Origin of the sequence: Herbaspirillum sp. SJZ107, assembly GCF_006715485.1 — a bacterium.
Taxonomy (GTDB): Bacteria; Pseudomonadota; Gammaproteobacteria; order Burkholderiales; family Burkholderiaceae_D; genus Telluria.
Window position 1 is genome coordinate 1,354,885 of the sequence record NZ_VFNH01000002.1, and the last position, 21,327, is coordinate 1,376,211.

At 67.5% G+C, this 21,327-nt stretch carries 17 protein-coding genes; 9 read left to right on the plus strand and 8 right to left on the minus strand.

Annotated features, from left to right (window positions below):
• Window positions 1–175 precede the first annotated feature (175 nt).
• Complete coding sequence (locus tag FBX97_RS15755; RefSeq protein ID WP_141833177.1) at window positions 176–1,642, plus strand: SGNH/GDSL hydrolase family protein; 1,467 nt, start codon at window positions 176–178, stop codon at window positions 1,640–1,642.
• Between the two features lie 120 nt (window positions 1,643–1,762).
• Here the strand turns inward: FBX97_RS15755 and FBX97_RS15760 are convergent, their stop codons facing one another.
• The 6 genes from FBX97_RS15760 to FBX97_RS15785 all read right to left on the minus strand — a co-directional run bounded on the left by FBX97_RS15760 (window position 1,763) and on the right by FBX97_RS15785 (window position 8,048).
• Window positions 1,763–2,947 carry a glycosyltransferase family 9 protein gene (locus tag FBX97_RS15760; RefSeq protein ID WP_141833178.1) on the minus strand — a complete coding sequence of 395 codons (1,185 nt, stop codon included), beginning with the start codon at window positions 2,945–2,947 and terminating at the stop codon, window positions 1,763–1,765.
• Window positions 2,944–3,513, minus strand: a complete 570-nt coding sequence (locus FBX97_RS15765; RefSeq protein ID WP_141833180.1) for an HAD family hydrolase — start codon at window positions 3,511–3,513, stop codon at window positions 2,944–2,946. Before FBX97_RS15765 ends, FBX97_RS15760 begins: the two co-directional genes overlap by 4 nt.
• Window positions 3,504–4,307, minus strand: coding sequence for an SDR family oxidoreductase (locus FBX97_RS15770; protein WP_141833182.1), 804 nt, complete (start codon window positions 4,305–4,307; stop codon window positions 3,504–3,506). The genes FBX97_RS15765 and FBX97_RS15770 overlap by 10 nt, the downstream gene beginning before the upstream one ends.
• A gap of 12 nt (window positions 4,308–4,319) precedes the next feature.
• Window positions 4,320–5,816 carry a glycosyltransferase gene (locus FBX97_RS15775; RefSeq protein WP_255517483.1) on the minus strand — a complete coding sequence of 499 codons (1,497 nt, stop codon included), beginning with the start codon at window positions 5,814–5,816 and terminating at the stop codon, window positions 4,320–4,322.
• A gap of 12 nt (window positions 5,817–5,828) precedes the next feature.
• Entirely contained in the window at window positions 5,829–6,827 is a 999-nt protein-coding gene (locus FBX97_RS15780) for a glycosyltransferase family 4 protein (protein WP_141833184.1), read from the minus strand.
• 213 nt (window positions 6,828–7,040) lie between these two features.
• Entirely contained in the window at window positions 7,041–8,048 is a 1,008-nt protein-coding gene (locus FBX97_RS15785; RefSeq protein ID WP_141833186.1) for a hypothetical protein, read from the minus strand.
• Between the two features lie 333 nt (window positions 8,049–8,381).
• Here FBX97_RS15785 and FBX97_RS15790 point away from each other — a divergent pair, with 333 nt between their 5' ends.
• The 6 genes from FBX97_RS15790 (at window position 8,382) to FBX97_RS15815 (ending at window position 13,775) form a co-directional block, all read left to right on the plus strand.
• Window positions 8,382–8,639, plus strand: coding sequence for a KGG domain-containing protein (locus tag FBX97_RS15790; protein ID WP_141834558.1), 258 nt, complete (start codon window positions 8,382–8,384; stop codon window positions 8,637–8,639).
• A gap of 226 nt (window positions 8,640–8,865) precedes the next feature.
• Window positions 8,866–9,204 (plus strand): hypothetical protein, encoded by a 339-nt coding sequence (locus FBX97_RS15795; RefSeq protein WP_255517484.1) that lies wholly within the window; start codon window positions 8,866–8,868, stop codon window positions 9,202–9,204.
• Window positions 9,205–9,227: 23 nt separating this feature from the next.
• Window positions 9,228–10,352 carry a carboxypeptidase family protein gene (locus tag FBX97_RS15800; RefSeq protein WP_141833188.1) on the plus strand — a complete coding sequence of 375 codons (1,125 nt, stop codon included), beginning with the start codon at window positions 9,228–9,230 and terminating at the stop codon, window positions 10,350–10,352.
• Window positions 10,353–10,363: 11 nt separating this feature from the next.
• Window positions 10,364–10,840 carry a CYTH domain-containing protein gene (locus FBX97_RS15805; protein WP_141833189.1) on the plus strand — a complete coding sequence of 159 codons (477 nt, stop codon included), beginning with the start codon at window positions 10,364–10,366 and terminating at the stop codon, window positions 10,838–10,840.
• A 76-nt stretch (window positions 10,841–10,916) separates the two neighbouring features.
• Entirely contained in the window at window positions 10,917–12,002 is a 1,086-nt protein-coding gene (locus FBX97_RS15810) for a serine hydrolase (protein WP_255517485.1), read from the plus strand.
• A gap of 45 nt (window positions 12,003–12,047) precedes the next feature.
• Window positions 12,048–13,775, plus strand: coding sequence for an FAD-dependent oxidoreductase (locus FBX97_RS15815; protein WP_141833193.1), 1,728 nt, complete (start codon window positions 12,048–12,050; stop codon window positions 13,773–13,775).
• A gap of 113 nt (window positions 13,776–13,888) precedes the next feature.
• On the opposite strand, the gene FBX97_RS15820 is transcribed toward FBX97_RS15815, so the two are convergent.
• A complete protein-coding gene (locus tag FBX97_RS15820) occupies window positions 13,889–15,145 on the minus strand; it encodes a DUF2863 family protein (protein ID WP_141833195.1) in 1,257 nt (418 codons plus the stop codon).
• A gap of 250 nt (window positions 15,146–15,395) precedes the next feature.
• Here FBX97_RS15820 and FBX97_RS15825 point away from each other — a divergent pair, with 250 nt between their 5' ends.
• The gene (locus FBX97_RS15825; RefSeq protein ID WP_255517486.1) at window positions 15,396–17,693 is read left to right on the plus strand and encodes a TonB-dependent siderophore receptor; all 2,298 of its coding nucleotides are present in this window, start codon (window positions 15,396–15,398) and stop codon (window positions 17,691–17,693) included.
• 74 nt (window positions 17,694–17,767) lie between these two features.
• Entirely contained in the window at window positions 17,768–18,445 is a 678-nt protein-coding gene (locus FBX97_RS15830) for a Fe2+-dependent dioxygenase (RefSeq protein ID WP_141833197.1), read from the plus strand.
• A gap of 121 nt (window positions 18,446–18,566) precedes the next feature.
• Here the strand turns inward: FBX97_RS15830 and acnA are convergent, their stop codons facing one another.
• Entirely contained in the window at window positions 18,567–21,275 is a 2,709-nt protein-coding gene (gene acnA / locus FBX97_RS15835; protein ID WP_141833199.1) for an aconitate hydratase AcnA, read from the minus strand.
• Window positions 21,276–21,327: the final 52 nt, after the last annotated feature.

Genomic DNA, 21,327 nt, shown 5'->3' on the forward strand with positions numbered 1-21,327 from the left:
TAAAGTTCTGCTGTGATACAAGTTCCAGCCGCTTCCTCGATCCAGCGCAAAAGTCGGCCTTGGCGCCGTCTTGTTGACGCGACAGTGGCTCGCTAGGCTACTGCCTGCTGTCGAGGCTGCCTTGGGGATGCAGGGCGGTCGACCATGACGATACAAAACAATAGAGGAGCCACACATGAAACCATTCCTGCCGTCCTTGTTACCGACCCTGCGGTCAACCAAGCAGCACCGGCGCGGCTTCCTGGCCGCCGTCCTGCTGGCTGGCGCCGGCATGTCGCTGCCGCAGCTCCCCGCGATCGCCCAGTCCGGCCCCTGGAGCGCCGAACAGTGGGTCGGGACCTGGGGCACCGCGCCGGCCGGGCCGCCGCTGGCGGCGCAGACGCAAAGCTTCAGCAACCAGACCCTGCGCCTGATCGTCCACACCAGCATCGGCGGGCCGCGCGTGCGCATCCGCATCTCCAACGAACTCGGCACCACGCCGCTGCGCATCGGCGAAGCCCACGTCGCCCGGCGCCAGGCCGGCGCCGCCATCGTCGACGGCAGCGACCGCCCGCTGACCTTCAGCGGCATGCGCTCGATCGTGATCCCGCCGGGCGCGCCGGTGCTGTCCGATCCGGTCGACCTCGACGTGCCGGCACTGTCCGACCTGGCCGTCAGCCTGCACCTGCCGGATACGGTGCAGGCCACCACCATCCACGGCTCGGCCTTCCAGACCAATTACGTCTCGCTGCCGGGGAATTTCACCAGCGCCGCCACGCTGCCGACCGAGCGCACCCTCACGTCCTGGCCCTTCCTGACCGAAGTCGACGTCAACACGCCGGCCAACGCCGCCATCGTGGCCCTGGGCGACTCGATCACCGACGGCTCGAACACGACGATCGACACCAACCGCCGCTGGCCCGACCTGCTGGCACTGCGCCTGCAGACCACGCGCGATCTGGTGTCGGCACCGAACGGTATCGCCACCCTGCTGGCGCCGAATGCGCGCCTGGGCGTGGTCAACCGCGGCATCGGCGGCAACCGCCTGCTGCGCGACCCGGGCGAGCAGCCACTGTTCGGGCGCGCCGCGCTGGCCCGCTTCGACCGCGACGTGCTCGCCACCGCCGGCGTGCGCTACCTGATCGTCCTGATCGGCATCAACGACATCGGCCATCCCGGCACCGGCACTATTCCGGCATCGGAAGCGGTGACGGCGCAGGACCTGATTGCCGGCTACCGCCAGCTGATCGCACGCGCCCACGCGAAAGGGATCGCGATCTATGGCGCGACGCTCACACCCTTCGAAGGCACGGTCTTCCCCGGCTATTACACGCCCGAGAAAGAGCAGGTGCGCCAGACCGTCAACAACTGGATCCGCAGCGGCGACGAATTCGATGGCGTGATCGATTTCGAGCGCGCGGTGCGCGATCCGGCCCACCCGACGCGCATGCTGCCGGCGTACGACAGCGGCGACCACCTGCATCCGAACGATCTCGGCATGCAGGCGATGGCGAATGCGATTCCGCTGACGCTGTTCCGCGGCTTGGGATTCGGCGCGGGCGCAGGCACGGACGCGGCCGGCGCCGGCAGCAAGGGTGCTACCGGCAAGGCTGGCATTGCCGCTCCTGCCGTCTCGGCCGGCGCACAGCCGGCGCTGCGCTGAGCGCAGTCCACAGCGGGGAGCCGGCGGCCCGGCTGCCCACGGTCCGGTGGCCCTGCGGCCCAGCAGCCCGGCAGACCTGCGCCCGGCGGTTGCATGGCAGGGCAGCGCAGGTGCTGCCGATCAGCCGTCGCCCGCCGGCACCGTCGCCTCGGCCAATACCGTGGGCGGCCCGGCAGTGCCCCGCTGCAGCAGGTCGAGCACCGCCTCGGCCACGCGCCGCGGCGCCACGCCGGCCAGGCAGTCATGATGTCCTTGCGGGCAGGTGCTCTTGAAACAGAAGCGGCAGGGCACGTCGTGGAACAGCACCCGGCTGCGTGTGCCCCAGGGTGTGTGCTGGGGATTGGTCAGCGCATACAGGTCGACCAGCGGCGTGCCGACCGCGGCGGCGATATGCGCTGGTCCGCTGTTGTTGGTGACGGCGACCGCGGCCATCCGCAGCGCCGCGCCCAGTTCGCCCAGGACGAGCCGGCCTGCCAGCGTCGGCAGTGCCGGCAGCGGCAGGCCGGCGCGGCGGCGGATGTCCTCGACCAGCTCCACATCCGCCGCGCTGCCCGCCAGTACCAGCGGCACGTCGGTCGCTGCCGACAGCAGCGCGATGACCTGCGCCCAGTGGCCGGCCGGATAACGCCGCGAGGCGGCGCTGGCGCCAGGGTGCAGCAGAATCCAGGGCCGGCCGGGATCGATGCCGGCGCCGCGCAGGCGTTCGATGGCCGCGGCGCGGTCGGCGGCGCGCGGCACGAAGGAGAGGCCGAGGTCGCCGGGTCTGCAGCCGACGTGCCCGACCAGGGCCAGCTGGCGCTGCACCTCGTGGCGCACGGTGGACGCCGGCTCCGGGTCGGGCACCCAGTCGCTCAGCAGCCGATAGGGATTCTCGCGGCAATGGGCCAGGCACAAGGGGATGCCGGCCAGATGGCACAGCAGTGCCGCCGGCAGCGCGCTCTGGGTGTAAGTGGTGAAGATCACGGCGCCATCGAAGGCGCGCGCGGCCAGGGTATCGACCAGGGCCAGGTCTGCCTGGCCGGTCCGGGCCGCTGCCGCCGTGCCGGGGCCGGCGTTGCCACCGGCCGGATCGGTGGCAGCGCTCTTCATCCACGGCGCCGCATGCACGATGACGTCGTCGAGCTCGGGAATGAAAGGCAGCGCCGCGGCACCGGCAGACGAGCCGAGCAGGGTCAGCCTGCGTCCCGGCAGGGCGGCGCGTAGCGCTCGCAGCGCCGGAGTGCACATCAGTACATCACCGAGCGAATCCAGGCGCACGCACAGGATGCGGCGTGCCGACCGCCAGCCAGGGTGGACGGCATTCATGCCTGCTCCGCGTGGCTGGCGATCAGCACTGCCGCCGTGTACAGGTCGGGCGCCATCCGGGTCGGGATGCGGCGCGGACCGAGCCGCCATTCGGTTTCGTTGCCGTTGTCGAGCAGGATGGTGCGGCAGCCGGCGCGGTTGCCGGCTTCGACGTCGTGCAGGATGTCACCGACCATCCATGACGAGCGCAGGTCGATGCCGTGCTCGTGGGCCGCTTTCAGCAGCAGGCCGGGCATCGGCTTGCGGCAGTGGCAGTCGTGGGCGTAGGTGGCCACGCTGCCTTCCGGGTGGTGCGGACAGTAATAGAAGCCGTCCAGGCTCAGGCGCTCGCGGAACAGCAGGTCGTGCAGGCGGTCGGCCACGCCGTCCAGCGCGCTTTCGGGAAAGCGGCCGAAGGCGACGCCGGCCTGGTTGCTGACCACGAACAGCCGGTAGTCGAGCCGGGCCAGCAGCCGCAGCGCGGCACCGGCGCCGCTGCACAGCGTGATGCGGCGCGGTTCCACGTTGTAGGGCAGGTCGTCCACCAGCGTCCCGTCCTTGTCGATGAATACGGCCTTCATGGCCACGAGGTTTCCTGCATCGGCAGGATGGTGAGCTCGGGGATCACGCTTTCGCGCGGCAGCAGCAGCACCTGGCGGATGGCGAGGGCGACGGTGGCCGGGTCCTGCAGCCGGGCCGGGTCGAGATCGGGAAAACGGTCGAGCAGGAAGGGCGTGCGCATGCCGCCGGCGACCACCGCCGTGACGCGGATGTCGTAGGGGCGCAGTTCCGCGTGCAGCGCATGCGACAGGCCGAGCAGGCCCCATTTGCTGGCATGGTAGGCGCTGGCGTTGGCCCAGGCGCGCTTGGCGGCGGTGGAGGCGACGTTGACGATGTCGCCGGGCGTGCCGCTCGCGCGCATGTGCGCGGCCGCGTGCTTGGCCAGCAGGAAGGGGCCGTTCAGGTTGGTATTGATGACGCGCAGCCATTCCTGTTCGGATAGTTCGTCGATCGGCAGGGTAACGTCGGTGCCGGCATTGTTGACCAGGATGTCGAGCCGGCCCAGCCGGTCGACGGTGCGTTCGATGGCGGCGTGGGCGGCGGGCGGATCGCCGACGTCGAGCGTGAGCGCTTCGGCACGCACGCCGTAGCCGCGCAGGATGGCCAGGCTGGTTTGCAGCGGCCCGGCGCGCAGGTCGGCGGCGACGATGTCGGCGCCGGCCTGGGCCAGCGTGGCGGCGAGGGCAGCGCCCAGGCCGCTCGCGGCGCCGGTGATGAAGGCGACCTTGCCGCGCAGGTCGGGGGCGCCAGGATCGGCGGCGGCAAGGTCATGCGTGGCGGGCTCGATTGCAAAGGCGTCGGTGACGATGGGTTCTGCCATGCTGGTGTGCTCCTAGGGGTGGGTCATGGGGATGGGGGCGCAGGCCTCGGCCAGCACGTCGGCGTACACCGCCGCCGCCTGCCGGGCGACGATGCGCCAGGTGTAGTGCTGGCCGGCGCGGCGCAGTCCGGCTTCGCCCATGGCGCGCGCCAGCCCGGGATTGCGCTGCAGCGTGGCCAGGCGCGCCGCCACCGCCTGCGGGTCGCGCGAGGGGACGAGGTAGCCGGTGCTGCCGTCGACCACGGTGCTCTTGATGCCGCCGACTTCGGCGCCGATGACCGGGCGCGCGCAGGCCATCGCTTCGACCGGGGTGATGCCGAAGGGTTCGTACCAGGGGGTGGTGACGAACACGTCGGCGGCGCCGTAGTAGTGGCGCAGCGCGTCGCGCGGCTGCTGGCCGACGAAATGGACGTCGGGGCCGATGCCGAGGCGGTGCGCCAGGGCTTGCAGGCGCGCCAGTTCCGGCGCGTCGCGCCCGCTGCCGCTTGGCCCGGCGCCCGCAGGCTTGCCGGCATGCCCACCCGCAGCGCTACCTGCAACGCCACCGGCATCGCCGCCGACCACCAGCAGCCGGGCATCGATGCCGTGGTGCGCACGCAGCAGCGCGATGGCTTCGATCACGGTGTCGACGCCCTTGCGCGGCACGATGCGTCCCAGCTGCAGCACGGTGAAGGGCGCGCGCTCGACGCCGAGCAGGCTGCGCGCCGCCGTCCGCTCCATCGGCCACAGTTCTTCGGGGTCGAAGCCGCAGGGCACGACCGCGATGCGTGCCGGGCTGGCGCCATACAGCCTTTCCATGTCCTGGCGGTCCTGGCTGCACTCGGCGATGATGCGGTCGGCATCCTGCATCAGGGTGTGCTCGATACGCACGCGTGCCGGCGGGAAGGCGTCGGCCGTACCCTGGGCCAGGCGGCGCACCTGGCCCAGCGCATGGAAGGTGATGACAAAAGGAATGCCGAGGGTCTGCTTCAGGTGGCGGGCGACCATGCCGGACATGAAGAAATTGGCGTGGACGATGTCGTAGGGCGCGCCCTGGTGGCGCGCATCGCGCTTGATGAAGCGGGTGACGAAGCGCGCGAAGGCCTCGATGTAGGGCAGCATCTGCTCCTTCGGCACGTGGTGCGCGGGGCCGGCCGGGACATTGATTACGCGCACGCCATCGTGCCACTGCACGACCTGCTTTTGCCCGATCGCGTCGCGCCGCGTGAACACGTCGACCCGGTGCCCGGCCCGCGCCAATTCGCGCGCCAGCTGGGCCACGTAGACGTTCTGGCCGCCGCAATCGATGCTGCCGGGCGCCGCCAGCGGCGATGCGTGGTCGCTGACCAGGGCGATGCGGCGCGGCGTGCCGAGGGCGTCAGGCGCTTCCAGGCCGTCGGCCAGGGCCGGCGCCGCCGTCTTCGTCCCGGTGGACGGCACGGTGGGCAGCACAGCGGGCATGGCAGTGGGCGGCGCAGCGGGCATTGCGGCAGGCGGATTGGCGGCGAGCGCGGGATCGTCGATTTTCATGGCTGGCCCTGGCTAGCGGGTGACGTGGCGCAGCGCCGCGTCCCAGTCGGCGCCGAAGCGTGCGATCGAGAAGCGCTCGAGCGCGGTGCGGCGGCCGGCGGCGCCGAGGCGTTCGGCCAGGCCGCGGTCGCGCAGCAGGGCGCGCATGGCATCGGCTAGGCGCCGCGTGTCGGTGACGGCGACGCCGGAGACGCCGTGCGCGATGACGGTCGCCATCTCGGCCGTGGCGAGGGCGACCACCGGCACGCCGGCCATCATGGCCTCGATCGTGGACAGGCTGAGGCTTGAATAGCGTACCGGGCTGAACAGGAAGCGGTAGCGCGCCGCCAACCCCGGCAGCTGCGGATGGTCGACCTCGCCGATGCCGCCGAGTTCGCTCGAACCCATGCCGACCAGGTCGAGCGGTATCTCGGTGCGCAGGGCGGCGAACAGGTCGGCGCCCATGCGGCGGCCGCGCCGCGCCAGGTGGTTGGTGACGACCAGGCCGCGCTCGATGTCGCCGCCGTAGCGCACGCCTTGCGGCAGCGCGACGCCGTGCTCGATCACGCGCGTGGGCGTGCGGCCGCTGTCCCACATCAGCGCATTGAAGGGCGTGACATGGACCAGCAGCACGTTGGGATCGTCGACCGGGTGGCGGGCATCGGTCGGCCAGACCGTGGCACCGGTGCTGCTGCCGGCGGCGCGCCCTGGTGCCATGCCCGGCAGCAGGCCTGGCGGGTCGTGTTCGAGGTAGATGCGGGGCAGGGCGCGCTGGGTCGGCGTGAGTAGTTCGTACTGGTCCTTGTGCCAGTGGTGGTCTTCCTGGAACAGGATGCAGTCGAACTCGCGCTCGCGCGCCTGCGCGGCCGGCAGGTCGTGCACGTTGGGACCGAACGGGAAGGGTCCGCAGCGGCCGCCATAGCCGGGCGGGCGGCCGGGACGGGCCAGCACGTGGAATTCGTGCGGCGCATGCGCCAGGTAATACAGGTAGCTGCCATGCGTGTGCCAGGTGAGCACGTTCAGGCGGCGCATGGCGGCTCCTCCCCGGCAGGGGGCAAGGATGCTGCAAGTGGCTGAGCGTCGCGGTGATGAAGCATAGTGGGCTCGCTGTCGGCGATGATGTGATCGGTTCGACCGGCGAGCGAATGGCAGGGTTCCGGCGGCGGTTGCCGGTTTGAACCTGCATCAAGAAAAACGGCGCCGGTCCCGAAGGGCGGCGCCGTTGAGGCGGGAACTAACTGGACTTTACTTGCGCTTGAAGCCGGTATCGTCGTCCATGTTGCTGTCGCCGGCCAGGCGGTTGGCAAAGCCCGGGCTGCGCGGGTAGCCGCCGGCGGCGTCGTTCGACTTGTGCACGTCTTCGGTGCCGGCTTCGCGGCCGCCGGCGCCGGTCTGCGAACCGGCACGGTCGGTGCTGGCGCCGGTATTGCCCGGCGAGCGCGGCAGGCCGCCGGCCGCGTCATTCGATTGGTGCACGCCGCCGAAGTCCGCTTCCTGGTTGGCGCCGGCATGCGAGCCGGCCACGCCTTCCTGCATGTTGCCGTGCTGGGCTTCCTGGCCGCCACTGTTGCGCGATTGCGACCCGGCCATGCCGCCGCCAGTGGTGCTGAGGTCACCCTGGCTGACAGGGGCGGCCGACTGGCGGTTGCCCATCGAACCGCTCATCTGGCTCGCTGCCTGCTGCTGGCTGAGCGGGCCGGCCATGCCGCCGCCGCGGGTATCGCCCTGCATGTTCAGGTTGCCGCCGCGCGGGCCGAGCGAGCCGCCCTGCAGGTCCGGCTGGGCCGTGCTTTGCGAGGGTAGTTGCCCGCGTACGTCGTCGCGGCGCATGTCGCGTTGCTGGTTGAGATTCACACCGCTGTCCTGTGGGCGATGTCCGACCGGTTGTTCCAGCATGCCGTAGGCCCACGACTTTTGTTCCGATTGGCGCTGGTGGCTGTCGGTAATGCCCTGCACCGGGCCGGAGCCGCCGTTGATCTGGGTTTCCATCGAGCCGCCCGGGATGCCCGAATCGTCGCCGCTTTCGCGGCCGCCCATGCCGCCCGGGGCCGCACCCGGGCCCATGCCGCTCTGCTGCGTGCCCATGATGTCGCGCTGCTGGTTGCCCTGCTGCTGCACGCCCAGCCCCTGCGGGTAGGTGTGGTCGAGCGGGGCGCCGTTCTCGGCACTCTTGCCGGTCGCGCCGGGCGTCCATTTTTCGTTGGCGCCGTTGTTGGTCTGGTTGTTGACTTCGCTGCGTTGGTTCGCGTCCATGGTCGCGTCTCCTTTTCTAACGGATGAGTGCAGGGCTGCGCCCCGCCTGATGGAGACATCATGCGCCTTCCGGCATGCGTCCAGTATAGGAAGACGTTGGCGCTGACTGTAGGAGAAATACTGACGAGTTATTTACTACCGGAAGTTGATTTCGTAAGTGCATTTTCTGTCTCTCATTGTCCTACAAAGTCATCTGAAATGCTCCTATAGTGTCACCCATCCGAGCTGCATAAGATGATTCGACCGATCGCTCAACGGTACTTCACCGGCGGCATCGGGCAACGCCTGCCGCAGGACGCGGCGGTTTTTCCAGCAACGCGAGGAGAGAAGAGCATGGCATCGAACAACCAGGGCAACAAACAGAGCGGCGGCACCAAGAATCGCGGTTTCGCATCGATGGACCCGGAGCGTCAGCGCCAGATCGCCAGCGAAGGCGGCAAGGCGGCACATCAGAAGGGCACCGCACACGAATTCACCTCGGAAGAGGCACGCCGTGCAGGCAGCATGAGCCATGGCAACCGTCAATCGGCATCGGCTTCGGGTTCCGCATCCGGATCTTCGCGCAGCTCGTCGAAAGGCAACAAGCAGTAATGGATTCCACGATGGGAGGACGGTGGCGGCACCGTTCCTCCCTCAAGCAAGAACGGAAGGGGAGCGGAGCGCTCCCCTTTTGCATTTCTTTCACACAATTCCGATATGGGATGGGGTAGAATCTTTGCGCCTTTTTAACCATATTTCCTAGGGATTCGTCGTGAAATCTGCGGTCATTCGCCAAGTCAAGAGCATGTCCATGTCGTGCGACCGGGTTGGCAACCTTTTGCTCGTCAAGTTCTCCAACCAGGGCAGCAGCGACGTCTGCGTATTCGTCCCGGCATCGATCGTGTTCTGGCTGCTCAAGCACCTGCCGATCAACCAGGACCCGGCCCTGCAGGCGCCGGCGGCCGGTCCGCAGATCACGCAGATGGATTGGGACAGTCCCAACGTCCCGCGTGCGTCCACGGTGAATTGCAAGGTATTGCCTGGCAAGATCAGCATGACCTTCAACCTCGACCGCAAACCGGACCTGACGGTCATCCTGGACCGCGGCAACGTCGAACTGATGCGCCAGATCATGCTGGCGTACACGAAGGATTTGATCGATCTCGAAGCGCAATAAGCACGCGCAACCAAGGAACAGCCATGGCCATCAAAATCAGCCAACATTTCGACGCGGGCGCGATCGACGTCGTGCAAGCGGAATCGCCGCAGCGCATTGATCTCAAGCTGCGCAAGGATTCCCACGCCGACATCCACCAGTGGTTCCACTTCCGCCTGCAGGGCGCGCGTGGCCAGGCCTGCACGATCCGCTTCCTGAATGCGGGCCAGGCCACCTACCCGAAAGGCTTCGAAGGCTACCAGGCGGTGGCGAGCTACGACACCGAGAACTGGTTCCGGGTGCCGACCCGTTTCGACGGCCAGGTCATGACCATCGAGCACACCCCGGAACTGGACAGCATCTATTACGCCTATTTCGAGCCCTACACCTGGGAACGCCACCTTCGCCTGCTGGGTGAAGTCGCCGAGAACCCGATCGCGCGCGTGCACGACATCGGCACCACGGTCGATGGCCGCGACATGAACATGGTCGTGATCGGCAATCCGCAGGCCGAGAAGAAGATCTGGGTGATCGCTCGCCAGCATCCGGGCGAGACGATGGCCGAGTGGTTCGTCGAGGGCATGATGGATGCGCTGCTGGACAACGCCAACCCGGTCGCGAGGAAGCTCTTGCAGCGCGCCGTGTTCTACATCGTGCCGAACATGAACCCGGACGGCTCGGTGCGCGGCAACCTGCGCACCAATGCCGCCGGCGCCAACCTGAACCGCGAGTGGATGGAACCGTCGCTCGAGCGCAGTCCGGAAGTGTTGTGCGTGAAGAACAAGATCCACGAAACGGGCGTCGACATGTTCTTCGACATCCACGGCGACGAAGCGCTGCCCTACAACTTCGTGGCCGGCTGCGAGATGCTGACCGACTTCACGCCGGAGCGTGCGGCAGCCCAGAACGCCTTCATCGAGCGCTACATGGCCAGCAGCCCGGACTTCCAGAACAAGATCGGCTACGCGGCCAGCAAGTACAACGAGGAATTGCTGACCCTGGCCTCGAAGTACATCGGCCATACTTTCAAGTGCCTGTCGCTGACGCTGGAAATGCCATTCAAGGACAACGCCGACCTGCCTGACCCGCACGTTGGCTGGAACGGCCCGCGCAGCGTGGCGCTCGGCGCGGCGATGCTGCAGCCGATCCTGCAATCGCTGGACGACTGAGCGGGGCGGTCATGGGCATCGAGATCGAACGCAAATTCCTGCTTGCCGGCGATGGCTGGCGCGGCGAGGGCCAACCGACGCTGATGCGCCAGGGTTACTTGTGCTCTGACCCCGAACGGACCGTGCGGGTTCGCATCGAAGGCGAGCGTGCCGTGATCACGATCAAGAGCAAGGTCACCGGCGCCAGCCGCGGCGAATGGGAATATGACATTCCGGTGCCCGACGCCGCCGAGCTGCTGGAGCGCCTGTGCGAGCAGCCGCTGGTGGAAAAGACCCGGCATCGCATCGAATATGGAGGGCACGTCTGGGAAGTCGACGAGTTCGCGGGCGAGAATGCCGGCCTGGTGGTGGCCGAGATCGAGCTCGGGTCCGAAGACGAAGCCTTCGACAAGCCGGACTGGATCGGGCGCGAAGTCACCGGCGACAAGCGTTACTACAATTCCAGCCTGATCCGCTCGCCTTATTCGCAATGGAAAGATAAAGCATGAAAGATAAAGCATGATTCGGGTCACGCGGCGCGTCGTCCTGTTAACGTCTTTATTGACAGCGATAGCGCCGGCCGCATTGGCTGCCGCATCTACCGCCTACTTTCCGCCGCCTGCCGAGTGGGCCCGCAAGGCCCCGGCTCAGCTCGGCATCAACGGCGCAAAACTGGCCGAAGCGATCGCCTTCGCGCAGTCCCACGAAACCGAACGCGAGCGCGACTTCTCCGACCAGCGCAAGACCTTCGGCGAGCCGCTCGGTTCGCTGCCGTCGCGGCGCGCGCCGACCAACGGCGTCGTGATCTACAAGGGTTACGTGGTGGCCGAGTTCGGCGACACCCATTTCGTCGACCCGACCTATTCGGTGGCCAAGAGCATGCTCGCCACCGTCGCCGGCGTGGCGCTGCGCGACGGCCGCATTGCCGACCTGAATCAGCCGGTAGGGCAGACCGTCAGGGACGGCGGCTACGCCTCCGCGCAGAATGCCGCGGTCACCTGGAAGCAGCATCTGCAGCAGGAATCCGAATGGGAAGGCAGCTTGTGGGGCAAGAACGCCGACTTCATCGGCCATGAGGCCTTCGGTGCCGGCGAGCGCAAGCCGCGCGCGCTGGGTGCGCCGGGCAGCCATTTCGAGTACAACGACGTGCGCATCAACCGCCTGGCGCTGTCGCTGCTGCGGGTCTTCAACAAGCCGGTGCCGGACGTGTTCCAGCAGGAAGTGATGGACCCGATCGGCGCCTCGGCCAGCTGGAAGTGGGTGCCGTACACCAACAGCTATGTCGAGATCGACGGCCGCCTGATGGCTTCGGTCAGCGGCGGCACGCGCTGGGGTGGCGGCATGTGGATCGATTCCTGGGACATGGCGCGCTTCGGCTACCTGTGGCTGCGTGGCGGCAACTGGAATGGCCGGCAGATTTTGCCGCCGGACTACGTCAAGGCGGCCCTGAGCCCGAGCGCGCATGGACCGGACTACGGCTATCTGTGGTGGCTGAATACCAGGGGCAAGAACCTGCCGGGCCTGCCGGCCAGCGCCTATGCCGCGCTCGGCGCCGGCAGCAACGATATCGTGGTCTCGCCCGAGCACGACCTGGTCGTCGTCTGGCGCTGGCACGCCGGCAATACGGCCGAGTTCGCGAAACGCGTCATCGCCGCCTTGCCAAAACAGTAATCTGGTTTAGGATGGTCGGATCACTTCTTTCGAAGGCGGTCCGACATGGCGATTTCCGAATTCCTTCCTGACGAACACCGTTCCGCGGTCGACCTCGCGACGCGCGGTCACCAGATCTATCCCGTGCTCGGGGACGAGGATATCCGCCGCATGCAGCGCTTTGCCGTGCCGCGCCGCTGGCACGACGGCGACACCGTGTTCCGCGCCTGCGTCGATTCGCCCGGCATGCTGGTGGTGCTGGCCGGCCACCTGCTGTGCAGCCGCACCGACGCGCTCGGCAAGCGGGTGGAGGTGGTCGAGTACGGTCCCGGCCAGTTCAGCGGCGAAGTGGCCTCGCTGTCCGGGCGGCCGCCGCTGGTGGATGGCGTCGCCGTGGGCGAACTCGACACGCTGGTGCTGGACGCGCCCTCGCTGCGCGCGCTGCTGATGGCCGAGGCCGAGCTGGGCGAGCGCCTGATGCGCGCCTTCATCCTGCGCCGGGTGCGCCTGATCGAGGAGCAGCCGGGCGGGCCGATCCTGGTCGGCCCGAGCGGGCATGCCGGCCTGTTCGACGTCGAGAATTTTTTGTCGCGCAATGCCTACCCGTACACCCGGCGCGATCCGGCGCTTGACGCGGAAGCGGCGCAGCTGGTGCGCGACCACTGGCGCACGGAATCGGACTGGCCGCTGGTGGCGCTGCCGGACGGTTTCGTGCTGCGCAACCCGAGCCTGGTCGAACTGGGGCGCTGCCTGGGCACGCTGCCGCGCATCGACCGCGACAAGGTGTTCGACGTGCTGGTGGCCGGCGCCGGTCCGGCCGGGCTGGCGACCGCCGTGTACGCGGCGTCGGAAGGCCTGTCGACGATGGTGCTGGACGCGCGCGCCTATGGCGGCCAGGCCGGCGCCAGCGCGCGCATCGAAAATTTCCTCGGTTTCCCGACCGGCATTTCGGGTCGGGCGCTGGCCGGGCGCGCCTACGTGCAGGCGCTCAAGTTCGGCGCCGAGATCGCGATCCCGGCGCGCGCCGTGCGCCTGCTGTGCGATGCGCGTCCGATCAGGGTGGAGATGGACGACGGCACCTGCCTGCGCGCCCGCACCGTGGTGCTGGCGTCCGGCGCGCGCTACCGCAAGCCGCCGCTGCCCGATCTCGAGCGCTACGAAGGCCGCGGCGTGTATTACTGGGCGTCGCCGGTCGAGGCCGGCCTGTGCCGCGGCCAGGAAGTGGTGCTGGTCGGCGGCGGCAATTCGGCCGGGCAGGCGGCGGTGTTCCTGTCCGCCCACGCCGCCAAGGTGCACCTGATGGTGCGCGGGCCGGGGCTGGCAGCCACCATGTCGAGCTACCTGATCGAACGCATCGCGGCCAGCGCCAACATCGAACTGCACACCCACATGGACGTGGCGGCGCTGGAAGGCGACGACGGCGGCCTGGTGCGCGTGCAATACCGCGAACGCCGGCAAGGGACCTTGCACAGCTGCGAGACGCGCCACCTGTTCCTGTTCATCGGCGCCGATCCCAACAGCGACTGGCTGGACGAGTGCGGCGTGACCCTGGACGACAAGGGCTTCGTGCTGACCGGATTCGACGCCACCGGCGAGCATGCGCGGCGGGCGCTGGAGACCAGCGTGGACGGGGTGTTCGCGGTGGGAGATTTGAGGGCCGGGTCGACCAAGCGGGTGGCGGCGGCGGCGGGGGAGGGGGCGGCTGCGGTGGCGCAGATTCATGCTTATCTGGCGGAGCAGGAGAAACAGGCGGAGCGGAGCGAACGGATTGAGCGGGCCGAGCAGCACACCTAGGCCCGCTACCTTAAAACGTCGCCCCTGCCTGCGCAGGGGCGACGGTTTTTGAGCTGACGAAGCTAGCGCGTTAGCGATGCGCTGCAATAGCCGACGAGCCGCAATAGCGCCGCTCAGTGAAAATGCTCATTCCCCGCCGGCGTATCCTCCGGCATCTCCGCATGCACCAGCTCGCCGCTCGGGTCGGCGAACAGCGGTGCCCCGCAATCGTCGCAGTACTCGGCCACATAGCGTTCGCCGATGCGCTTGACGTGCGTGATGCCGACTTCGTTCAGGTGGCGGACGATCTCGTCGAGCGGCGCCAGCGGGCGTTCGCCCGGGGCCGGGCCTTCCATCGGCGTGCCTTCCTCGTCTTCCTGGCCGTACAGCGGCCAGACGATGCCGTAGACGACGTCGGACTGCTGGCGCAGGGTGAAGCCGACGCGGTATTCGTCGACCTGGGTGTCGCTGGCTTCGTCGCCGAAGCCGGCCACGACGGCGCGCAGGTCGCCCGGTTCCACGCCCAGCGTGTGGGTCAGGTAGTGGACGGCGGCGCGGATCGAGACCGGGCGGATCAGCTTGTCGGCTTCGCGGCAGGCCACGTAGTACGCTTCCGGCAGCAGCAGCTCGATGCCGCAGCCCGGCAGCAGGCGGCCGATGCTGGGACCGGCCTGGACACGCCATTGCTCGAGCGCGGCGTCGCGCACGGCTTCGAAGTTGACCTGGTGCTGCGGCTCCTGCCAGCGGAACAGCGGGGCGCCCTGCGGGGCGACCACGGCGGCCAGCAGGTAGCGCGTGTCGGCCAGGAACTGCGAGGTGTCCGGGCCCGGCGCGGCAGGTTTGACGCCGCCGTTCTTGCCGTTCTTGTGCGCGGCCTGGGCCAGCTTGTGGGTCAGCGCATAGGTTTCGGCATGGGTTCGCGGCAGCTGGTCGAGCGAGTACAGGGTCGGGGCCAGCGCCACTTCGGTGCCTTCGGCCAGCAGGTGGGCCGACAGGTGGGCGCCCAGGGTGCCGAGCACGTCGCCCGGGATGGTGCCCGAGGCGATCGCGAAGCGGGTCCAGGCCAGCACCGGCGCCGCGATCAGCAGGGTCTGCCATTGGGTTTCGCCGCCGTCGGCCTGTTCGGTCATGCAGGAAGACTCGCTGACCGCTTCGACGCAATCCATCAGCACGTCGTAGGCAGCGAGGTCGCCCTTGAACAGGACGTTGAGCGCGCCGTCGATGCTGTCCTGGTGGTTCGTCTTCAGCAGCTTCTGCAGCTGCGAGTCGAGGTTGCGCTCCCAGGTCCGTTCTTCAACGCGGCTGGCCGCCTGCACGATGGCTTGGCTGATACTGACGAGACGCTGGCTTTCTGCCGAGAGTTTGGGTGAATCTTTGGAGGGGCGACGCATAGCGCTTGGGAGTCTCTTCGGTAAATTGATGTAATGAGATCGAGGGTCCGGTCAATCATGATAAACCCATATCCCCGGTATTGTAGTTGATTCGGCCATATGCCAGTAACGCACCGGCAAGTTCGCAATGATTGAAGGCACTCCGCTGCTCATCCGCGCTTGTCAAACCGTCCAACAAGAATCATAATGCGAATCGTTCTCATTTTCTTTTAGCGCCGGATGGAGAGAGACGGCGCCGACCTCGACCACAATGACAAGCCATAACAAGACCGCGGTACCACGGAACGCCTTCATCAAGAGCCGCAAGCACGGCGCCCCGCTGCCGGCACCGGCACTGGCCATGCTGGCGACGCTGGCCCTGCCGCTGGGCGCCCAGGCGGCGCCCGACCTCGTCATCGACCAATCGATCCCGACCGTGCAGGTGACCGGCGCCAACAGCCAGGCTGCTGCCTCCGCCAACCAGAAATTCACCGCGCCGTTGCTGGATACCCCGAAATCGGTCACTGTGGTCCCGGCCGAGATCATCGCCCAGACCGGCGCCGTGTCGCTGACGGACGCGCTGCGCACCGTGCCCGGCATCACCATCGGCGCCGGCGAGGGCGGCAACCCGGTCGGCGACAACCTGTTCATCCGTGGCTACAACGCCCAGACCGACACCTATGTCGACGGCATCCGCGACGCCGGTTCGCAGTCGCGCGAGATCTTCAACCTGGAGCAGGTCGAAGTGGTCAAGGGGCCGAATTCGGCCTATGGCGGCCGTTCCTCGGCCGGCGGCGGCGTCAACCTGGTCAGCAAGACCGCGCAGGCCTACGACTTCAACAACGCCTCGGTCGGCATCGGCACGGACAAGTACAAGCGCGTCACCGCCGACATCAACCGCAGCATCGGCAGCGACAGCGCCTTCCGCCTGAACGTGATGGGCCACGAAGCCGATACGCCGGGCCGCGACGTGGTCGGCGGCAGCCGCTGGGGCGTGGCGCCGACCGTCACCTTCGGCCTGAACGGCCCGACCCGCGCCATCGTCAGCGTCTACCACCTGACCACGCACGAGATCCCGGACACCGGCATCCCCTTCAACAACCCGTTCAGCAGCGGCAGCTTCGTCGCCCGCAACGGCGACGGCCGTCCGTGGAACGTCGACCGCAACACCTTCTACGGCCTGGCCAGCCGCGACTTCCGCGACACCAAGAGCGACGTCGGCACGGTCGACCTGCGCCACGAATTCTCGAAAGCCGCGGTGCTGCGCAACGTGACCCGCTACGGCCGTTCGCAGAACGACTACGTCTGGACCCAGCCCGACGATTCCAAGGGCAACACCGTCCTGTACGGCAACGTCTGGCGCCGCGCCAACTCGCGTGCCACCGAGACCGCCACCGCCGCCAACGTCACCAGCCTAAGCGGCGAGCTGCAGACCGCCGGCATCAAGCACAGCTACAACGCCGGCGTCGAATTCTCGCGCGAGCGCACCGACCGTGCCGCTTACGTGTTCACGCCGGGCACCAACAACCCGCTGACCGGTACCTTCACCTGCCCGACCTCGGGCGCCGCAACGCTGTACAACTGCACCACGCTGGTCAATCCGAACCCGAACGATCCGTGGCTCTACACCCGCACGCTGTCGCCGACCCAGACCAGCGTCGAGACCACGACCAAGGCAGCCTATGCCTTCGACACGATCGAGTTCACCCCGCAGTGGCTGCTGAACCTGGGCGCGCGCTTCGACGATTTCGACAGCAAGCTGTTCACCCCGGCAGCGGGCACCGCCGCTGCCGTCCGTGCCCGCGTCGACAGCACCTTCTGGAGCACCCAGGCCGGTATCGTGTACAAGCCGGCCAGCAACGGCAGCGTCTACCTGTCCTACGCCACCTCGGCCACGCCGCCGGGCAACGACGGCGGCGACGGCCTGGACGGCCTGACCGTGCAGGTCCAGAACCTGCAGCCGCAGCGCAGCAAGAACTGGGAACTGGGCACCAAGTGGGACGTGATGCCGGGCGGCCGCCTGTCGCTGAGCGCCGCGCTGTTCAAGAGCGAGCTGAACAATGCCCGCGTCACCGCGCCGGACGGCACCACCCAGAACGTCGGCCGCCGCGAAGTCAAGGGCGTCGAGCTGGGCTTCTCGGGCAAGGTCACGCAAGCCTGGACCGTGTTCGGCGGCGTCACCTGGCTGGATGCGGTGGTGGCCGACAACGGCTACATCGCCTCGGGCACGAGCTGGATTCCGTCGCCGTACAACGGCAACCAGTTCCCGACCACGCCGAAGAAGAGCGCCACGCTGTGGACCAGCTATGCGATCAACAAGGACTTCACGGTCGGCGCCGGCCTGTCGGCCATGGACCGCGTGTATGCCAACGTCAACAACAATAAGTTCGCGCCGGGCTACACCCGCTTCGACGCGATGGCCAGCTACAACGTCAACCGCGACCTGTCGCTGCAGCTGAACGTGCAGAACCTGGCCGACAAGCTGTACTTCGACAAGGTGTCGTCGCCGCATTACGCCGGCGTGGCGCCGGGCCGCTCGGCGACGCTGACCGCCAACCTGAAGTTCTGAGTTCCATATAATTAATACGCACAGCCCTCCTGCGCCGCGAGCGGGGAGGGCGTTTTCACGTGGAGGATCGAACCATGATGCTGCATATCCCCGGCGTCCTGAGCCCGGAACAGGTGGCGCAGTGCCGTACGCGCCTGCGCGAGACGGACTGGGTCGACGGCCGCCAGAGCGTCGGCAGCCAGGGAGCCCAGGTCAAGCGCAACCGCCAGCTGCCTGAAGGGTCGCCGCTGGCGCTGGAGCTGGGCGGGATCGTCAGCGCGGCGTTGATGGCCAATCCGTTGTTCTTCTCGAGCGTGCTGCCGCTGCGCATCCTGCCGCCTTACTTCAACGGCTATGCCGGCGGCGAGCACTACGGGCCGCACGTGGATGGCGCGATCCGCGCCCAGCGGGGCGGGGCGGCGGTGCGCGCCGACGTGTCGTGCACGGTGTTCCTGTCCGAGCCCGAGGAATACGACGGCGGCGAGCTGTCGGTGGTCGACGCCTATGGCGCCCACGACGTTAAGCTGCCGGCCGGGGATGCGATCGTGTACCCGTCGACCAGTGTGCACCAGGTGATGCCGGTGACGCGCGGCGAGCGGCTGGCGTCTTTTCTCTGGGTGCAGAGCATGGTGCGGGATGACTGGAAGCGGTCCCTGTTATTCGAGCTGGATGCGAATATCCAGGCTTTGCGGGCGCAGCATGGCGATGGGCCGGAGATGGTGGGGTTGACTGGGCATTATCACAACCTGCTCAGGATGTGGGCCGAGACCTGAAAAGCACCGTCATCGTTTTTAGGCTAGCAACATAAACAATATAAAAGGGCTGGAACCCTCACAGGTTCCAGCCCTTTTTGCGTTGCCGCACTGCCCGCCGAAGCGGGCAGCGAACACATAATTACGCAGCCAGCAGCTGGCGCAGCACGAACGGCAGGATGCCGCCATGCTTGTAGTAGTCGACTTCGATCGGGGTGTCGATACGCAGCAGCACCGAGGTTTCCTTGGTGCTGCCGTCAGCGCGGTGGATCACCAGCACGGCTTGCATCTGCGGACGGATCTCGCCTTCCAGGCCCTTCAGGTCGAAGGTCTCGTTGCCGGTGATGCCCAGGGTCTCGACGCTGTCGTCGGCCAGGAACTGCAGCGGCAGCACGCCCATGCCGACCAGGTTGGAACGGTGGATACGCTCGAACGAACGGGCGATCACGGCCTTCACGCCCAGCAGCTGGGTGCCCTTGGCGGCCCAGTCGCGCGAGGAGCCGGTGCCGTACTCTTCGCCGCCGAAGATCATCGTCGGGGTGCCTTCCGCGATGTACTTCATGCCGGCATCATAGATCGACATCTGTTCGCCGCTCGGCTGGTGGATGGTGATGCCGCCTTCGACTGCGGAACCGTCGGCCTTCGGCGGGATCATCTTGTTCTTGATACGCACGTTGGCGAAGGTGCCGCGCATCATGATCTCGTGGTTGCCGCGGCGCGAGCCGTAGGAGTTGAAGTCGGCCTTGAGCACGCCGTGCTCTTTCAGGTACTTGCCTGCCGGACCGTCTTCCTTGATCGAACCGGCCGGGGAGATGTGGTCGGTGGTGATCGAGTCGCCGAACACGCCCAGCGCGCGGGCGCCGGTGAAGCCGGCGGCGCTGGCTTTCGGGGTCATCTCGAAGTCGCTGAAGAACGGCGGCTCGGCGATGTAGGTCGACTCCGGCCAGTCGTAGACCTGGCCCGACACCGACGACACGTTTTCCCACAGCGCGCCCGGGTTGCCCTTGACGTCGGCGTAGTTGGCCTTGAAGACTTCCGAGTTCATCGCGAACTTCATCAGGTCCTGCACTTCCTGCGAAGTCGGCCAGATGTCGCCCAGGTAGACGTCGACGCCGTCCGCACCCTTGCCGACCGGCTCGGTCATCAGGTCCTTGTTGACGTTGCCGGCGATCGCGTAGGCGACGACCAGTGGCGGCGAGGCCAGGAAGTTCGAGCGGATGTTCGGGTGGATACGCGCTTCGAAGTTACGGTTGCCCGACAGGACGGCGGCGGCGATGATGTCGTTCTGGGTGATCGCGGCGTTCAGCTCCGCGGTCAGGTCGCCGGCGTTGCCGATGCAGGTGGTGCAGCCGTAGGCGGTCACGCCGAAGCCCAGCTTGTCCAGGTAAGGCAGCAGGCCGGCGGCGGTCAGGTACTCGGTGACCACGCGCGAGCCGGGGGCCAGCGAGGACTTGATGTGCGGAGCGACGGTCAGGCCCTTCTCGACGGCCTTCTTGGCCAGCAGGCCGGCGGCTAGCAGCACGCTCGGGTTCGAGGTGTTGGTGCACGAGGTGATCGCGGCGATCAGGATGTCGCCGTTCTTCACGCGCACGCCGTTGGTCGTTTCGTAGACCTTGTTCAGGTCGTCCGGGCTCTTGTTGAAGCCGTTGGCGGTGGTCGGCTTCGAGAACAGGTCGGTGAAGGTCGACTTCATGTTGCCCAGCTCGATACGGTCCTGCGGACGCTTCGGACCGGCCAGCGACGGGGTCACGGTCGACAGGTCGAGGTGCACCACGCGGGTGTAGTCGATCTCGCCTTCCTGCGGCACGCCGAACAGGTTCTGGGCCTTGAAGTAGTTCTCGAACGCGGTCAGTTCTTCTTCGGTGCGGCCGGTGCCACGGAAGTAGTCGACGGTCTTTTCGTCGACCGGGAAGAAGCCCATGGTCGCGCCGTATTCCGGTGCCATGTTGCCGATGGTGGCGCGGTCGGTGGTCGACAGCGAACGGGTGCCTTCGCCGAAGAACTCGACGAACTTGCCGACGACTTTTTCCTTGCGCAGCAGTTCGGTGATGGTCAGGACCAGGTCGGTGGCGGTGCAGCCTTCGCGCAGCGCGCCGGTCAGGTTCACGCCGATCACGTCCGGGGTCAGGAAGTAGACCGGCTGGCCGAGCATGCCGGCTTCCGCCTCGATGCCGCCCACGCCCCAGCCGACCACGCCGACACCGTTGATCATGGTGGTGTGCGAGTCGGTACCGACCAGGGTGTCCGGGTAGTACATCGAACCGTTTTTCATGACGCCGCGGGCCAGGTACTCGAGGTTGACCTGGTGGACGATGCCGAAGCCCGGCGGCACGACGCCGAAGGTGTCGAAGGCCTGCATGCCCCACTTCATGAACTGGTAGCGCTCGTTATTGCGCTGGAACTCGATCTTCATGTTCAGGTCGAGCGAGTCCGGGGTGCGGAAGTGGTCGATGGTGACCGAGTGGTCGACCACCAGGTCGACCGGCACCAGCGGCTCGATCTTCTTCGGATCGGCGCCGGTCTTGGCGGCGACGTTGCGCATGGCGGCCAGGTCGGCCAGCAGCGGCACGCCGGTGAAGTCCTGCAGCACGACGCGGGCGACCACGAACGGGATCTCGTCGGTACGCTGGGCGGTCGGGCCCCAGTTGGCCAGCTGGCGCACGTGTTCTTCGGTGACCTTCTTGCCGTCGCAGTTGCGCAGCACGGATTCGAGGACGATACGGATCGACACCGGCAGGCGCGACAGGTTCACGCCCAGGGACTCGCCCAGTGCCGGCAGCGAGTAGAACTGGCCGGTCTGGCCCGCGCTCAGCGGGAGGTCCTTCAGCGTGTTAAACGTGTTGTGAGACATGAATTCTCCTTGTAGAGGATTTTGTTAACTACTTTAAAACGGAGCGGGCGCC

Coding starts and splice junctions, on each gene's coding strand:
- FBX97_RS15755 (WP_141833177.1), top strand. CDS start 176: ATGAAACCATTCCTGCCGTCCTTGTTACCGACCCTGCGGTCAACCAAG.
- FBX97_RS15760 (WP_141833178.1), bottom strand. CDS start 2,947: ATGAATGCCGTCCACCCTGGCTGGCGGTCGGCACGCCGCATCCTGTGC.
- FBX97_RS15770 (WP_141833182.1), bottom strand. CDS start 4,307: ATGGCAGAACCCATCGTCACCGACGCCTTTGCAATCGAGCCCGCCACG.
- FBX97_RS15775 (WP_255517483.1), bottom strand. CDS start 5,816: ATGAAAATCGACGATCCCGCGCTCGCCGCCAATCCGCCTGCCGCAATG.
- FBX97_RS15780 (WP_141833184.1), bottom strand. CDS start 6,827: ATGCGCCGCCTGAACGTGCTCACCTGGCACACGCATGGCAGCTACCTG.
- FBX97_RS15785 (WP_141833186.1), bottom strand. CDS start 8,048: ATGGACGCGAACCAACGCAGCGAAGTCAACAACCAGACCAACAACGGC.
- FBX97_RS15790 (WP_141834558.1), top strand. CDS start 8,382: ATGGCATCGAACAACCAGGGCAACAAACAGAGCGGCGGCACCAAGAAT.
- FBX97_RS15800 (WP_141833188.1), top strand. CDS start 9,228: ATGGCCATCAAAATCAGCCAACATTTCGACGCGGGCGCGATCGACGTC.
- FBX97_RS15805 (WP_141833189.1), top strand. CDS start 10,364: ATGGGCATCGAGATCGAACGCAAATTCCTGCTTGCCGGCGATGGCTGG.
- FBX97_RS15815 (WP_141833193.1), top strand. CDS start 12,048: ATGGCGATTTCCGAATTCCTTCCTGACGAACACCGTTCCGCGGTCGAC.
- FBX97_RS15820 (WP_141833195.1), bottom strand. CDS start 15,145: ATGCGTCGCCCCTCCAAAGATTCACCCAAACTCTCGGCAGAAAGCCAG.
- FBX97_RS15825 (WP_255517486.1), top strand. CDS start 15,396: ATGACAAGCCATAACAAGACCGCGGTACCACGGAACGCCTTCATCAAG.
- FBX97_RS15830 (WP_141833197.1), top strand. CDS start 17,768: ATGATGCTGCATATCCCCGGCGTCCTGAGCCCGGAACAGGTGGCGCAG.
- acnA (WP_141833199.1), bottom strand. CDS start 21,275: ATGTCTCACAACACGTTTAACACGCTGAAGGACCTCCCGCTGAGCGCG.